Raw genomic sequence first — 15,334 nt, forward strand, 5'->3', positions numbered from 1 at the left:
TTTAATTTAGGAGATATGGTATCGCTAGTTCTTTATTGGTAATTGTGACGACTTCTGTCATAGCGATTTCATTTGTTTTTAATTGAGTGTAATGGTGTTTTCAATTTTTTCGTTGCCGTTAATCACGTTGATTACAGAGCTATTTAATTTTATAGCTTTTTTGCTTTTGGATGGAGTAGCGTTTTTGTTAGAAAATGATTTTATAGTCGAATCAAATTTGTAAACAGAGGTATATTTTGCAGTTTCAAAAACTACTGCATCTGCTTTTTCCATTTTGTCATACAGCGCTTTTATAGGTACTTTTTGACTGCGAATAAATTTTTTATCGTTATACGAAAAATAGTCGGTTGTAATGCTAGGGTCTATTTTTTTACTTTTTTTAAGTTTTAAAAAAACAGCATTCAAATAAGTAATTTTTTGAAAATCCAAATCAACTACAAAAATATAATTCGTCAAGTCAATATTGGTTTTTACATTTGAAATTCCTGTGGTATTTTGAGCTAGTTCTTCTAGTTTGTTGGCTTCCTTTTTAATTTCTTCTTTGGAAGGAATGGTGTAGCCATTAATTTTTTGCATTTTTAAAACCGAATTGATTTTAGTTTTGCTTTGACTAAAATTAATCACGAAATTAAAATGCCCTGATCCATCATCCTTCATTTTTACTTCTTCGATCACTTCAAAGCAACTTTGAAATAAAATAGTGAAACACAATAAAGGCAAAAAATATATTTTTTTCATGATTACATGCATCACTTGGTTTATAGAACAAAATAATTTAAGATTCTAATAGTTTATGACATGGAAAACGTAATCTTTGTAAATATTTTCTCTACAAAGAAAAGAATAAAATTTATTTTACAAATATTTTGAGACGTTTTTTAGTCCTATTTATTTGATTTTAATTTTTTTATTGGATTTTTAAAAGTGAGTTTTAACCATAAAAAACCAAAAGTTCCAGATAGAAAGGAAGCAATCAAAATGGCTATTTTAGAATAGGTTATAATTTCTTCACCATCGTTTTTAAAAGCTAATAAAGTGATAAAAATAGACATGGTAAATCCAATACCTCCGAGCATGCCTGCTCCTAAAATGTTTTTCCATTTTAAATCTTTAGGCAATGTACAAATGCCTAAGGTTACTGCCAGAAATGAAAAGAACCAGATGCCCAAAGGCTTTCCTATGACAAGTCCTAATATAATTCCTATTGAATTTTCATGGCTTAATCCCGCATGCCAGTTCGAATTTATGGCTATGCAAGTATTGGCAATAGCAAAAAGGGGAAGGATAAAAAAGGCAACCGGTTTATGAAGAAAATGTTGCAATTGATAAGAAGCTGTTTTTGAACTACCGTCACCAAATGGAATGACAAATGCTAATAAGACACCAGTAATAGTGGCGTGAACGCCTGAATTCAACATAAAATACCACATAAATGCACCTCCTATTAAGTAAGGTGCCAGGTGATGTACTTTTCGTCGGTTTAAGATAAAGAGGAACCCCATAATAGCAAATGCAATTAATAAATTATCAAATGCAATGGTTTGAGTATAAAATATGGCAATCACAAGTATTGCTCCCAAGTCATCAATGACTGCAAGAGCTGTTAAGAATATTTTTAATGAGGCAGGAATTCTATTCCCTAATAATGACAAAACACCAATGGCAAAAGCAATATCCGTAGCCATAGGAATACCGGCACCGTTTTGAGTAAGAGTGCCATAATTGAATGCCAAAAAAATTCCAGCGGGAACAATCATGCCTCCCAATGCTCCAAAAATTGGAAGTATCGCATTTTTGATGTTGGACAATTCACCATCATAAATTTCTCGTTCTAATTCCAGTCCAATCAATAAAAAGAAGATTGTCATTAATCCATCATTAATACAATGGGTTATAGAATGATGTCCAATTTCGGTATTCCAAAAGCCGATGTATTCGGTTTGAATAGAAGAATTCGCCAAAAGTAATGACAGTATTGTAACTAATAAAAGGATTATTCCTCCAGCTTTTTCACTTTGGAAAAAAGCATCAAATGTTTTGCTTAATTTCATTTTTTGCATTGGTTTTAATACGATTCGCTAATTTAATCATTGTAGGTTAATTATTTTAGTATATAACCAGAAACCATGTTTTTTTAACCCAGATATAGTAGATTTTAAATGCGATTCGGGGTTTATTTAATTTTTAGTATAAAATACAGCAAAAAACGAGCGATAACTTCTCAATAAGTTATCGCCCGTTTTATTTACGTTGCCTTAGATAAAAGAAATAAATTAATAAGAAATAATTAATATAAATTATTTCCCGCCTTTTAAGTTGTCTTGCCACTCTTTTAGCTCTTTCCATTTACCTAGGTAGGCCATTTCGGCTTGTTTAGGCCATGTAGATGGTGAGTGTACCACAAATCGTTCACCACCAGAATCTAAAATACTTTGGCATTTATCAACACTAGTTTCAGACAGTAATTTCCATGTTTTGATGCCATTTTGCTGAAACAATTCCTCAATTTTAGGTCCAATTCCTTCAATGATTTTTAAATCATCTTCAATAATTTTTTTGCCAAAAATTGTAAAAGCCAAATTGGAGTCAAATGGTAAACTAGTTGTGGTAGCGGCGAAAGATTGAATTTTTGCGGTGGAATCGGCATGTAGCTTGTTGAGTTCCGCTTCAAGATTGGTAATTTTTGTTTTAAGTTTCTGAGTATTACTCTGGCAAGCGTTTAATTCTGCTTGTAATGTTGTGTTTTTGTCTTCATCATTATTTCCTGATGCTTTTCCTATCAAATAGCCTAAAATTCCACTTATTAGTCCAACAAGTGCGGGAATTAAATAACATGGTATATTCATAATTATATTGTTTTAGTTTATAAATTCTATTTATTTATTGTGATTACGGTACGTCTATTTTTGGCTTTTCCTTCAGCTGATTCATTGTCAGCAATTGGTTCCGTTTGCCCTTTAGAAGTGCTGATTATTTTAGTTTCGTCTATGCCTTTTTTAATTAGATATCGTTTGGCAAAATCGGCTCTTTCTTGACCTAAAATCATATTGTTTTCAGGAGAACCAACATTATCCGTATGCCCTATAGCCGAAATTTTGCTGTCTGGAACTTTTTCTAAATACCTCTGAATAGTTGCGATTTTTGCAGCTTCTTCTTGATTTAATTGGATGTTTATTTGATTGGTTTTAAAATAAAGTACTAATGGATTAGCATTTATTGAGTCTCTAAGGCTATTCCATTTGTTGTCATTAGAAGTAGCTTCTGTTGATATGAATTGATATTTGGCTGGGCCTAATAAAGTGTCGCCGCTCCTTTTCCATGAATCGATTATCTTTCCATCAGTAGTGAATTTTTCCTTAGGTATTCCCATAGTGACAAAATAGTTCTTTATATTTTCTGCTCTTGCAAATCCTAAATTTTCAAAACTAGTCGTGTTTTTTTCGAGTGAAGTAGCATAACCCGTAATTAGTAGTTTTTGATTTGGACTTTGATCCAGAAATTCTTTTAATTTAACAATTCCAATGTTGATCGAATCGCTTATTGGATTCAATAAATTACTGTCATCATTTAAGAATTTTAAATTTTGATTGGTTTTATAATCAAAACCATTTCCCTGTAGTTGAAACGAATTACCAGATGCTGTAACATCCATAATCTTTTCATCTGTTCCTTGTTTTTCCTCATTGGCACAACATTCATCTGGATACATCCAAGTTCCCAGAAGCATTGCCAATAATATACCCAATAGGTATAAAAATTTTTTTGACATAGGATTAAAATTTAGAAGTTTACTCAAATTTAAAAAATATTAAGATATATTTTGTAACTAATTGGAAATAAATTTATTAGTTCAATTTTTTTTGATTAATTTTTAAAGCATTATAATTTTTTATACCATAATTTTATAAACTATAATAGTTCATTTAGTCGGTGATGCGAAGAATCTCCATTAATTATAGTAAGTTTTGTTACTAAAAACCGTATTTTTTTTGTTATTTTGATTACTAAAAAAACAAAATTTATGGACATAAAAATCCTTCATATAGACAGCAATCACCCTTTACTTTGGGATCAATTGGAACAAGCAGGTTTTATCAATCACGCCGATTTTACTTCTTCAAAACAAGAAATTGAAGCTAAAATTCAAGATTATCAAGGAATTGTTATTCGAAGCCGTTTTAAAATAGACAAACAGTTTCTGGACAAAGCTACTAATTTGCAATTCATTGCTCGTGTGGGCGCGGGGCTTGAAAGTATTGATTGTGATTATGCAATCTCTAAGAATATTGCACTCATTGCCGCACCCGAAGGGAATTGTAATGCCGTTGCCGAACATACTTTGGGAATGATTTTGTCACTCTTCAACAAATTAAACATAGCCGATAGCGAAATTCGTTCTGGGGAATGGAATCGGGAGAAAAATCGTGGATATGAACTCGATGGAAAAACTGTTGGAATCATCGGTTATGGTAACATGGGAAAAGCATTTGCCAAAAAACTTCGTGGTTTTGAGGTTGAAGTTTTGTGTTACGACATCAAAGAAAATGTAGGTGATGCCAATGCTAAACAGGTTTCATTGCAGGAATTACAGCAAAAAACAGATGTCTTGAGTTTGCATATTCCGTGGACACCCGAGACGGATAAAATGGTAAATTTGGATTTTATAAATGCTTTCGCAAAAAATATTTGGATAATTAATACCTCAAGGGGAAAGAATATTATTACTGCCGATTTGGTTACCGCTATGCAATCCGGAAAAGTGCTTGGAGCAGGTTTGGATGTATTGGAATATGAGAAATTATCTTTTGAAACACTCTTTCAAGACAAAAATACCCCCGAAGCTTTTCAGTATTTATTGGATGGTCGAAAAGTGATTCTTACACCGCACATTGCGGGTTGGACTTACGAAAGTCATGAACGCTTGGCGCAAGTAATTGTAGATAAAATTAAAGCTTTGTATGGAAAAAGCTAGGCTTGTAAGATTTTTAAATGTTTAAAAAAATAGGATTTTGTGTTATTTTTCATAAATTCGTCCGATAACAAACAAAAACTAAAAGAATAAATTATGGAAAATAAACCTGAAGAAACTTGGAATACACCCAAGAATCCAATCCCAACATTCAAAGTAGACCCAGTGGTGGTGTTAATTTTAAGTTTTTTAACTTGTGGTTTGTATTTAATTTACTGGAATTTAAAAGCATCCGAAGTATTAAATGCAGTAGGAGAAAAAGAAATTATTTCGAGCCCCATAGCTATTTTTGCAGGATGCTGCTATCCAATAAATGCCTATTTCTTTTATTTGGTGGGTAAAGACGGATTGCCAGCGACACAAAAAAGACTCGGATTGCCTGTCAAAGATGATTCTGTACTTTTATTAGTATTAGGATTATTATTTCCAATGGTCGCTGCAATGATTGTGCAAAGTGAGATCAATAAATTGTATTCATAACAATGAAACGAGACCGTAAAATACTCGGAATTATAGGGGCTGTGATAACCCTTGTAATTCCGTTTTTTTTAATGTTACACAATCAGAATAATCATCTTGAAACCGATCAGTCTTTGTGTCCTTTCAAAATGCTTACTGGTTTTCCTTGTCCTGGCTGTGGGATAACCAAATCATTGGTTTATTTCTATGAAGGGGACTTATACAAAAGCATGTATTATCATGTATTAGGCCCATTTGTGGTTCTTTTTAGTTTGGTGACCATAGTTGTTTTAGTAGCCGAATTAATAACTAAAAAAGAATACTTCAACGGAATTTTATACAATAAAAAACTAGCCTACTTTCTAGCCTGTTTTTTGATTTTTTATCAAATAGTTAGAATAACCTATTTTGTAGAAAACAATACCTACGATTCAATTCTAAAAGAATCCATTTGGAAATAAAAAAATCCCCAAAGGGATTTTTTTATAATTCTAAATTCTAAATTCTGTGTTCTAATTTCTGCAGTCTAAACTACTCTTCTTTATCATTCAACTTACGTTCTAATTCTGCTTGAAATTCCTCCATTACTGGTTTCATGGTGCTCTCTGGAATGTCCGAAATTCGAATGTACATCAGTCCGTCTATTGCATTGTTGAATAAAGGATCTACGTTAAATGCAACAAGTTTAGCGTTTTGTTTGATGTATTTTTTAATCAATACTGGAAGTCTCAAAATACCAGGTTCCAATTCATCAATCAATTTGTCGAATTTATTCAAATCAGCCTCTGCTTCATCAAAAATAAAATCTTTATCGGCGTCTTTTAATTTGACTTTAAACTCTTTTTTAGGGTGAATGTATTGTGCAATATAAGGGTCGTAATAGTGTGATTTCATAAATTCAATCATCAATGATTTTGAGAAATCCGAAAATTGATTACTAATACTCACTCCACCCAATAAATATTTATGTTCTGGATAGTGTAAAGTCGTGTGTATAATTCCTCTCCACAACAAGAACAACGGCATTGGTTTTTGCTGATATTCCTTGATGATAAAGGCTCTACCCATATCAATAGACTTACTCATCATGTCATGTAATTCGGGTTCAAAACGGAAAAGCCCATTCAGGTAAAATCCTTCAATTCCATATTTCGGAAAAATTTGCGATCCTAATCCCATGCGGTAGGCGCCAGCAATTTGTTTGGTATCATCATCCCACAAAAAGAGGTGACGGTAATATTGATCGTATTTGTCTATGTCAATGGATTCGTTGGTTCCTTCTCCTACTTCTCTAAAAGTGATTTCACGCAAACGACCTATTTCATGTAAAATATTAGGTATTTGCTTGGCCTCTGCAAAAAATACTTCGTAGTTTTTACTTTGTAACAAACGTAAATCCTTTGTTCTTAAAGTTTCTACTTCTGCAATCATTTTTTCAGTACTTGCAGGAGTAACAATCTTTTTTGGACTTTTTGTAGGTTTTAAACTCGCAGCATTCAAAAAATTATTTTCTTTTTCGAATGGATTGGCTAACATATAGGTTTTCTTTCTCAAGAATTCCGTGTATTCTTCAATCGATTCATGTTCATTTTGTTCGGCGACCGAAATCGGTTTCCCAACTCGTACCTTAATAATACGATCTTTCTGAGTCAATAATTCCGAAGGTAGCTTAGCTGTTCTAAGTGTGTCGTTTATTTTGGATAAAAAATAAAACAAACGACTGTTTTTGGCATGAAAATAAATAGGAACCACTGGTACTTGAGCTTTTCGGATCACTTTAATAGCACCTTCTTCCCAAGCCTTGTCAACCACGAGTTTACCATCTTTATAGGTAGAAACCTCTCCTGCAGGGAACATTCCCAATGGCTTTCCGTCTCTAAGATGACGCAGAGTTTCCTTAATTCCTACCACACTAGACTTGGCGTCTTTATGGTTTTCAAAAGGATTCACAGGCATAATATACGGTTTCATCGGATCAATGCGATGCAATAAAAAATTAGCTATAATCTTGAAGTTGGGTTCTCTTTCGAGCATCAATTTTAATAACAAAATCCCATCAATTCCTCCAAGTGGATGATTTGAAATGGTAATGTAGGCACCATCTTTTGGTAATCGTTTAAAATCTTCTTCAGGAATCTCAAACTTAATTTGAAATTCATCCAATATGGCATTCAAGAACGGCAACTCTTTCAAATGCTTGTTCCTGTCGTATATTTGATTTAATGTCGAAATCTTCAATACTTTCATCAATAACCAACCTGTGAAAGTGCCAAAAACACCGTACTTATCCGTATTAATTGCCTTTGCAACTTCTTTTGCGGTAACTAAACCCATTTATATTTTTCTTTTTTGAGCTAATTACAAAGATAGCAAAATACTCCATTTTTTATGTTTTATTTTGAATCAATCTTTCTATTTTTTGTTACTTTTGGATTCGACAAAAAATAATTTTTAATATTTTTAAAAAAAGTGGAGCGTCCAAACGAGCCTGAATTATATTTTTTTGAAAACAATAGATAACTAAAAAATGAAAATTATCTCCTATAATGTAAACGGAATTCGAGCAGCCATAAACAAAGGTTTTATCGAGTGGTTGCAACAAGCCAATCCCGATGTAATCTGTTTGCAAGAAATCAAAGCCACCGAAGAACAAATCCCTGTTGCAGATATAACCGCAGCCGGTTATCCGTATCAATATTATTATCCCGCTACCAAAAAAGGATATAGTGGCGTTGCTATTCTTTCCAAAACAAAACCCAATAACGTAGTGTATGGAACTGGAATTCAGCACATGGATTTTGAAGGACGCAACCTTCGTGCCGATTTTGACGACTGCTCTGTGATGAGTCTGTATTTGCCATCGGGAACTAATATGGATCGTTTAAGTCACAAGTTTATGTTTATGGACGACTTTCAAGACTATATTGATCAGCTCAAAAAAGACATTCCCAATCTAATCATTTGCGGTGATTACAACATTTGCCATGAAGCCATCGACATACACGACCCTATTCGAAACAAAAACACATCCGGTTTTTTACCCGAAGAAAGAGCGTGGCTCGACAAGTTTATGAAATCTGGGTTTGTGGATAGTTTTCGCCATTTCAACAGTGAGCCACACCAATATTCATGGTGGAGTTACCGCGCCGGAGCCCGCGGGAATAACAAAGGTTGGCGTATCGATTACAATTTAGTGAGCGACTCCTTAAAACATAAACTCAGAAGAGCCGTTATACTTCCAGACGCCATGCATTCCGACCATTGCCCCGTTTTGGTCGAAATAGAATAGAACAATTTCAATAGAAATGATGAAAGTTTTAAGGAGCTAATCCCGCTATCCGTTGCAATCTTTTTATTTTTTAAATAAAAAAATAAAAAGGATTTCCACTGCTATCGGGGCTAAGGCATTACATTTTACAAGAACTTTTGACCTCAAATACTACATATAAATATTAAATTCAATCCAAATGATTAAAAAAATTTCCATCGGACTTTTAATTCTCGCACTGTCCACATCTTGTGTTTCCAAGAAAATATACAATGAACTTGAAACTAAATTTGCCGATTTAAAGAAAGAAAACAGAGCCATTTCTGATGAAAATGCAACACTTTTGGCTTCCAAAAAACAATTGGAAACAGAGAAAGCGGCTTTGCAAACCAATCTAGACGACGTCAATGCCAACCTGGCCAAAGTACAAGCCGATTATGCTGCTGCCAAAGACAAAATGAAAGTTTTGCAAGATTCCTACGCTGCTTTAGAAAAAAACAGCAATGAATCACTGGAAGCCAATATGAAAAAGAACCGTGAATTATTGGCGCAATTGGATGCTAAAGCAAAAGCATTGGCACTAGAACAAGAAAAACTGAATGCCAGCAGCCAACGTTTAAAAGAGTTAGAAGATCTTATCGCTGCCAAAGAGGCCAGTATGAAAAAACTAAAAGAAACACTTTCTAAAGCGCTAAACGGTTTTGAAGGTAAAGGTTTAACTGTTGAACAAAAAAACGGAAAAGTTTATGTTTCTATGGAAAACAAATTACTTTTCAACTCCGGTAGTTGGGCAGTAGGTTCGGAAGGTAAAAAAGCAGTTGTTGAAGTGGGGAAAGTATTGGGAGACAACCCCGATATCTCTGTATTGATAGAAGGTCACACTGATAATGATCCGTACGAAGGTTCTGGACCAATAGCCGATAACTGGGATCTTTCAACCAAAAGAGCTACGGCGATTGTTACTATTTTGGGAGAAAACAAAAAAGTAAACAAACAAAATCTTACCGCTGCGGGAAGAAGCGAATATTCACCTTTAGCAAGCAATGCTTCTGCCGATGGGAAAGCCAAAAATCGTAGAATCGAAATTATTTTGACTCCAAGATTAGATGAAATTTCAAAAATGTTGAATGAGTTTTAGGAGAAAGAGTCTAAGTTGCTTAGAGTCTAAGATTCTAAGTTTAAAAAAGGTTCACGTGCAAACGTTGAACCTTTTTTTGTAACTTTGGGATTGTAAATTAAGAATTATGTCTACAATAGAATTAAAAAACAAGATCATTGAGCAAATGGAACATTCCAATGATTTTATATTGAAGCAAATTTCAGATTTATTAGATAAATACGATCGTGAAATTATAGCATCTGATGCCTTGGGGCTTCCCTTGACTATTTCGCAATATAATGACAGAGTTGAAGAGGGTTTGACAGATTTGAAATATGGTAGAATAACGCCTCATGAAGAATTACTGAAAGAGATTGAAGTATGGAAAAATGAGCTTTAGGATTACCTGGACAGCAAGTGCAAAGCGTGATTTGCGTACAATTTTTGGGACTGTTTCTTATGTTAAATTTACTGAAATTGTAAAAGCTCCTTTAGATATTGTGTTTTCAGAACAATTTCAATTTGATGAATATCGTATAGATTGCAGAAGAATAATTGTTGGGAATTACAAATTGTTGTATCAATTAAACGATAACGTGATTACTGTAGTTAGGGTTTTCAATACGCTTCAAGATCCAATTAAGAGTTTGAAATAAAAAATAGTTACTTACAAATTTACAAAAGGTTCGCGTGAAAACGTCGAACCTTTTATGTTAATATTAGGAAATGTCAAACCAGAAAAGAAGAACTAATTTTTATCTTTGCTGTCAAAAAAACTTAGCAATTTAGTTTATCCGAATCTTAGGCACTAAAAAAAAATGAAATACACAACTTTACCGAATACCGATATAAAAGTTAGCAAAATATGTCTTGGTACCATGACTTTTGGTCAACAAAACACAGAATCTGAAGGGCACGCCCAGATGGATTATGCACTTGAGAAAGGCGTTAACTTTTTTGACACTGCCGAAATGTATTCGATTCCAGGAAAGCAGGAAACCTACGGAAGCACCGAAAGAATTATTGGCTCTTGGTTCAAGAAAACCGGAAAAAGAGACGAAGTGGTTCTAGCATCAAAGATTGCGGGTCCAAGTCCAATTTTCGGTTATATGCGCGAAAAATTAGATTTTTCACCAGCTAGTATTCAGTATGCATTAGACAATAGTTTACAACGTCTTCAAACCGATTATTTGGACCTTTATCAATTGCATTGGCCAGAACGAAAAACCAATTTTTTTGGACAAAGGGGTTTCAAAGTTCAAGACGATGCTTGGGAAGACAATATTCATGCTGTTTTGGAAGCCTTGGATGGTTTTGTAAAAGCAGGTAAAATCAAGCATATTGGAGTTTCCAATGAAAATCCTTGGGGAATGATGCGTTTTCTGGAAGAAAGTAAATACCATAATTTACCCAGAATTAAAACGATTCAAAATCCATATTCTTTGCTAAATCGCCTTTTCGAAAATGCTTCCGCCGAAGTTTGTCTTCGAGAAAATGTGGGATTATTGGCGTATTCACCTATGGCTTTTGGTGTTTTATCAGGTAAGTTTTTAACAGGCGAAAGTCATCCCAATGCACGATTGAGTTTGTTCCCCCAATATTCCAGATACAGTAGTGCTAAATGCACCGAGGCTACCCAATTATATCAAGAATTAGCTCATAAACACGGATTGACTTTGACGCAATTGGCTTTAGCATTTGTAGAGCAACAACCTTTTTTGACCAGTACGATTATTGGCGCTACAACAATGGAACAGCTCAAAGAAAATATCGACACCATTAATGTCACACTGACCGAAGATATTCTGAAAGAGATTGATGCTATCCAAGCCGTTATTCCAGATCCAGCACCTTAATAATGGAATAACCCTTTCAGAGTTTAAAACTTTGAAAGGGTTATTTTATAAAAAAAAAACATTTTTTGAGGATCTGTAAATTCCGCTAAATTCTATTTTAAACAGCATTCTATTTTGAACCATATAAGTCAAATAAGACAAATAAAACTAGCTTTTCAAATAGTGGTTTAAGTAAAAATAAGTGAAAAAAGTTTTGTATTTATTTAAATGGACTTAGTTTTTACTTAGCATTATTCAGCCTAAAAACTTACATGACTTATATGGTTTGAAAATTTATTTTAACAGATGCTGTTATTTATAGAATTAAGCTGTAAATTTTAAAAATCAAACTCTTCCTTCACCGCCATAGAGTCAATTACCGTTGTATCTTGAACTTTGATGTTCAATAACGAATGCGCTCGACCCGTTAATAGGATAGATTTAGACAAACCAATAGTGTCTTCAGGTACTAACAAACCACGGCGAAACATTAAATTTCTCAAGAAAGTCTGTTGTTTGGTTGCATAGGCTTTTTGCAACCCTTCCTGGTCAAATTGCCACATGAATTTTTTTGGTTTTGGGATAATTGTTGCCAAGTACAAACATTCGTTTACGTTCAAATCGGCTGGTTTTTTCTGGAAGTAGAATTCGGCAGCTTCACCAATTCCATATACGTTTGGTCCCCATTCGATAATATTAAAATAAACCTCCAGCATACGTTGCTTGCTCGTGATGTGATTGTTTTCGATGATGTACACCAACAGAATTTCTTCCAGTTTTCTTGACAAGGTTTTTTCGCGGGTAAGAAATACGTTTTTAACCAATTGCATGCTTATGGTACTCGCCCCACGAGAGAATTTTTTGGTGCGAATGTTTTTCAGAATCGACTGTTTGAAGGCTTCGTTTATAAAGCCGTGGTGTGACATAAAAGAAGGATCTTCAGATGTTAAAACGCATTTTTGCAAGTAAGGGGAAATTTGGTCCAAAGTCGTGTAATACGGATTGCTGGCACCTACAAAAACAGGGCGTTGTGGCACACCTTTGTCAATAGCGCGATATGTAAATTCGCCATTTAATTTGCCCAGGTCAATATTTCCGTATTTGTTTATTTTTAAATTTTGTTTGGTTATGTTACTCTTAAAAACAATGGTATTGGGTCTGTTTTTGTTGAACATAAAATCCAATTTATAATCAAAATCTCCAGTGGCTTCCATACCTTGGAAATGGGTAAATAAACCATCAGGGAGAGAAGAAATAAAGTCTTGCGCTTTCATTTTTGGAATAGCCACTTTGAGTTTATAAACCGTATCTTCTTCGGTATTGTAGGAAAGGTAAGGATGAAGTTTAATTTTGTTGAATTGAACGGTCGAACTGCTGTCAATAGAGATGAAATCCGAACCCAATAAGAAACGATAATCAAATCTCGCATTTTTGATGACAACATCTTTGTTGGCAATCCTTTTATGATTCATTTTCAAATTTGTAATCGAAGTATAACCGTCAAAGTGCAATTCGCCGCCACTCATGTCAATATTTTGAACATTGAATCGGATGGAATCAAAACTTGCTTTTAGGTTGTAACGCTCATCAAAATAAGGAACTTTAATCGCGCCAGTGTCAATATTAAAAAAACGTAGATCACCTTTTTTGTTTCTAGGATCGGCCATTCCATTGATTTTCCATCTTTGTGCAAAAGTATTGGTTTGAACGTCGATAGCCGATTCCAATTTGGTTTCAAATAAGGATAGTTTTTTGATGTTTACTGTTGCTTTTTTGCCATTATCATCGAGTTTGAATACTAGATTTTCAATATTCATGTCTGTTGGAACCAAATTAAGGACTTTGGAGATAATGCGATAGGCAAATTCGGCATAATCTCTTTTTTTAGTAGATCTCGGTTCGTTTTTGTCTTTTTTTAAGAAAGCGCCAAAGTTTTTTATTTTGCCTTTTTTGGTCAACTGAACATAACCGTTTTTTATTTCCAAGGTACCGAGTTGCACATCGCCGATTAGCAATCGCCATAAATTAACACTGGTTTTTATTTTTTGAATTTTAAAAATGGTATCCAGATTTTTCGGAGCCAAAGTAATTTCGTCCAATTCTATTCCCGAAACACCATCAAAAGAAGCTTTTTTTATGGCAAATTCGCTGTTGTATTCCAGTTTCATTGTGGTTGAAACTTTATCGATGGCTTGGTTTAACAATTCATTTCTAAATGCTAGAAAACCAATTAGGAGTACAACAATAACGATTCCAAGTATTTTGGAAGCCAATAGTAACTTTTGTTTGTTAGTTCTCATGTTTGAAATGGAAAAGTGATTCTTTTTTTAAAATAGTGTTTTATCCGAACAATTGGCTGGCCACGTCTTCGATTTTAGCCACCAATTGAATTTTTATACCCGTGTTTTTTAAGGCAATTTTATTGTATTTGGATACAAAAATAGTCGAAAATCCTAATTTTTCTGCTTCTTGAATGCGTTGATCTACTCGGTTCACAGGGCGAATTTCACCTGAAAGTCCCACTTCACCTGCAAAACAAAAGTCTTTATTGACAGGAATATCTTCATTAGACGATAAAATGGCGGCAACTACAGCCAAATCAATGGCAGGATCATCAACGGATATTCCTCCAGTTACGTTCAGAAAAACGTCTTTGGCTCCCAATCGGAAACCTGCTCTTTTTTCTAATACGGCCAAAATCATATTCAGTCTTTTGGCGTTGTAACCTGTTGTACTTCTCTGAGGAGTTCCGTAAACGGCTGTACTGACTAGTGATTGTATTTCGATCATCAAGGGACGCATGCCTTCGAGTGTAGTGGCAATTGCCGTTCCCGACAGTTCTTCGTCTTTGTGTGAAATTAGTATTTCGGAAGGATTAGATACTTCTCGTAAACCGCTACCCAACATTTCGTAGATTCCGATTTCGGCTGTTGAACCAAAACGGTTTTTTAGCGAGCGCAAAATACGATAAACATGGTTGCGATCACCTTCAAATTGTAACACTGTATCGACCATGTGTTCCAAAATTTTTGGCCCAGCTATAGTTCCGTCTTTGGTAATGTGACCAATTAAAATTACGGGAATATTGGTTTCTTTTGCAAATTTGATCAATTCAGCCGTAGTCTCCCTTATTTGAGAAATACTTCCCGCAGTAGATTCAATGTAATCGGTATGTAAGGTTTGAATCGAATCAATAATTACAATTTCGGGCTGAATGGCTTCAATTTGTTTGAAGATATTTTGTGTTTTGGTTTCGGTAAGAATATAGCAATTGTCTCCGTTTGGAGTGATGCGTTCCGCTCGCATCTTGATTTGCTTTTGGCTTTCTTCACCCGAAACGTATAAAGTTTTGTAGGGTAGTTTTAAAGATATTTGCAGCAAAAGCGTACTTTTTCCAATTCCTGGTTCACCACCCAAAAGAATTAAGGAGCCAGGCACAATTCCGCCACCCAAGACTCTGTTTAGTTCATTGTCGGTAGTGTCCAATCGGATTTCTTCAGCACTGTCAATTTCGTTAATTCGTAAAGGTTTTGGCGCTTTACTGGTAGATGAAGATTCTGATTTCCAAGCTACTTTTTCTTGTTTTTGAATAATTTCCTCAGCAATAGTATTCCATTCTTTGCAGGAATTGCACTGTCCTTGCCATTTGGCATATTGTGCGCCACAATTCTGGCAAAAAAAGGTTGTTTTTACTTTGGCCATTT

Annotated in this window: 15 protein-coding genes; 8 read left to right on the top strand and 7 right to left on the bottom strand. The window is 34.3% G+C overall.

Annotated elements, in window-relative coordinates; genetic code table 11:
* Window positions 1–78: 78 nt before the first annotated feature.
* The 4 genes from OZP06_RS08360 to OZP06_RS08375 form a co-directional block, all read right to left on the bottom strand.
* Window positions 79–738, bottom strand: coding sequence for a hypothetical protein (locus tag OZP06_RS08360; protein ID WP_269224478.1), 660 nt, complete (start codon window positions 736–738; stop codon window positions 79–81).
* A 146-nt stretch (window positions 739–884) separates the two neighbouring features.
* Window positions 885–2,051, bottom strand: a complete 1,167-nt coding sequence (nhaA, locus tag OZP06_RS08365) for a Na+/H+ antiporter NhaA (RefSeq protein ID WP_281324479.1) — start codon at window positions 2,049–2,051, stop codon at window positions 885–887.
* 246 nt (window positions 2,052–2,297) lie between these two features.
* Window positions 2,298–2,846, bottom strand: coding sequence for a hypothetical protein (locus OZP06_RS08370; protein ID WP_269224479.1), 549 nt, complete (start codon window positions 2,844–2,846; stop codon window positions 2,298–2,300).
* A 26-nt stretch (window positions 2,847–2,872) separates the two neighbouring features.
* Window positions 2,873–3,769 carry an OmpA family protein gene (locus tag OZP06_RS08375; protein WP_269224480.1) on the bottom strand — a complete coding sequence of 299 codons (897 nt, stop codon included), beginning with the start codon at window positions 3,767–3,769 and terminating at the stop codon, window positions 2,873–2,875.
* 252 nt (window positions 3,770–4,021) lie between these two features.
* On the opposite strand from OZP06_RS08375, the gene OZP06_RS08380 reads away from it, so the two are divergent.
* From OZP06_RS08380 to OZP06_RS08390, 3 genes are all read left to right on the top strand, one after another.
* Entirely contained in the window at window positions 4,022–4,972 is a 951-nt protein-coding gene (locus OZP06_RS08380) for a 2-hydroxyacid dehydrogenase (protein ID WP_269224481.1), read from the top strand.
* 93 nt (window positions 4,973–5,065) lie between these two features.
* Window positions 5,066–5,449: a DUF4234 domain-containing protein gene (locus OZP06_RS08385; protein WP_269224482.1), complete on the top strand. Its 384-nt coding sequence runs from the start codon at window positions 5,066–5,068 to the stop codon at window positions 5,447–5,449.
* 2 nt (window positions 5,450–5,451) lie between these two features.
* The gene (locus OZP06_RS08390; RefSeq protein WP_269224483.1) at window positions 5,452–5,889 is read left to right on the top strand and encodes a DUF2752 domain-containing protein; all 438 of its coding nucleotides are present in this window, start codon (window positions 5,452–5,454) and stop codon (window positions 5,887–5,889) included.
* Between the two features lie 70 nt (window positions 5,890–5,959).
* On the opposite strand, the gene OZP06_RS08395 is transcribed toward OZP06_RS08390, so the two are convergent.
* Window positions 5,960–7,762: a GNAT family N-acyltransferase gene (locus OZP06_RS08395; RefSeq protein WP_269224484.1), complete on the bottom strand. Its 1,803-nt coding sequence runs from the start codon at window positions 7,760–7,762 to the stop codon at window positions 5,960–5,962.
* 193 nt (window positions 7,763–7,955) lie between these two features.
* Between OZP06_RS08395 and OZP06_RS08400 the strand changes: the two genes are divergently transcribed.
* The 5 genes from OZP06_RS08400 to OZP06_RS08420 all read left to right on the top strand — a co-directional run bounded on the left by OZP06_RS08400 (window position 7,956) and on the right by OZP06_RS08420 (window position 11,651).
* Window positions 7,956–8,717 carry an exodeoxyribonuclease III gene (locus OZP06_RS08400; RefSeq protein ID WP_269224485.1) on the top strand — a complete coding sequence of 254 codons (762 nt, stop codon included), beginning with the start codon at window positions 7,956–7,958 and terminating at the stop codon, window positions 8,715–8,717.
* Between the two features lie 178 nt (window positions 8,718–8,895).
* Window positions 8,896–9,834, top strand: a complete 939-nt coding sequence (locus tag OZP06_RS08405; RefSeq protein WP_269224486.1) for an OmpA family protein — start codon at window positions 8,896–8,898, stop codon at window positions 9,832–9,834.
* 106 nt (window positions 9,835–9,940) lie between these two features.
* Window positions 9,941–10,195: a hypothetical protein gene (locus OZP06_RS08410; protein ID WP_269224487.1), complete on the top strand. Its 255-nt coding sequence runs from the start codon at window positions 9,941–9,943 to the stop codon at window positions 10,193–10,195.
* A complete protein-coding gene (locus OZP06_RS08415) occupies window positions 10,185–10,451 on the top strand; it encodes a type II toxin-antitoxin system RelE/ParE family toxin (protein ID WP_269224488.1) in 267 nt (88 codons plus the stop codon). Before OZP06_RS08410 ends, OZP06_RS08415 begins: the two co-directional genes overlap by 11 nt.
* A gap of 162 nt (window positions 10,452–10,613) precedes the next feature.
* Window positions 10,614–11,651, top strand: a complete 1,038-nt coding sequence (locus tag OZP06_RS08420) for an NADP(H)-dependent aldo-keto reductase (RefSeq protein ID WP_281238281.1) — start codon at window positions 10,614–10,616, stop codon at window positions 11,649–11,651.
* Window positions 11,652–11,968: 317 nt separating this feature from the next.
* Here the strand turns inward: OZP06_RS08420 and OZP06_RS08425 are convergent, their stop codons facing one another.
* Both OZP06_RS08425 and radA read right to left on the bottom strand, forming a co-directional pair.
* Entirely contained in the window at window positions 11,969–13,930 is a 1,962-nt protein-coding gene (locus OZP06_RS08425; protein WP_269224489.1) for a biosynthetic peptidoglycan transglycosylase, read from the bottom strand.
* Window positions 13,931–13,970: 40 nt separating this feature from the next.
* Window positions 13,971–15,332, bottom strand: coding sequence for a DNA repair protein RadA (gene radA, locus OZP06_RS08430; protein WP_281324480.1), 1,362 nt, complete (start codon window positions 15,330–15,332; stop codon window positions 13,971–13,973).
* Between the last annotated feature and the right edge of the window lie 2 nt (window positions 15,333–15,334).

It is taken from the genome of Flavobacterium sp. IMCC34518, assembly GCF_027111095.2.
Taxonomy (GTDB): Bacteria; Bacteroidota; Bacteroidia; order Flavobacteriales; family Flavobacteriaceae; genus Flavobacterium; species Flavobacterium praedii.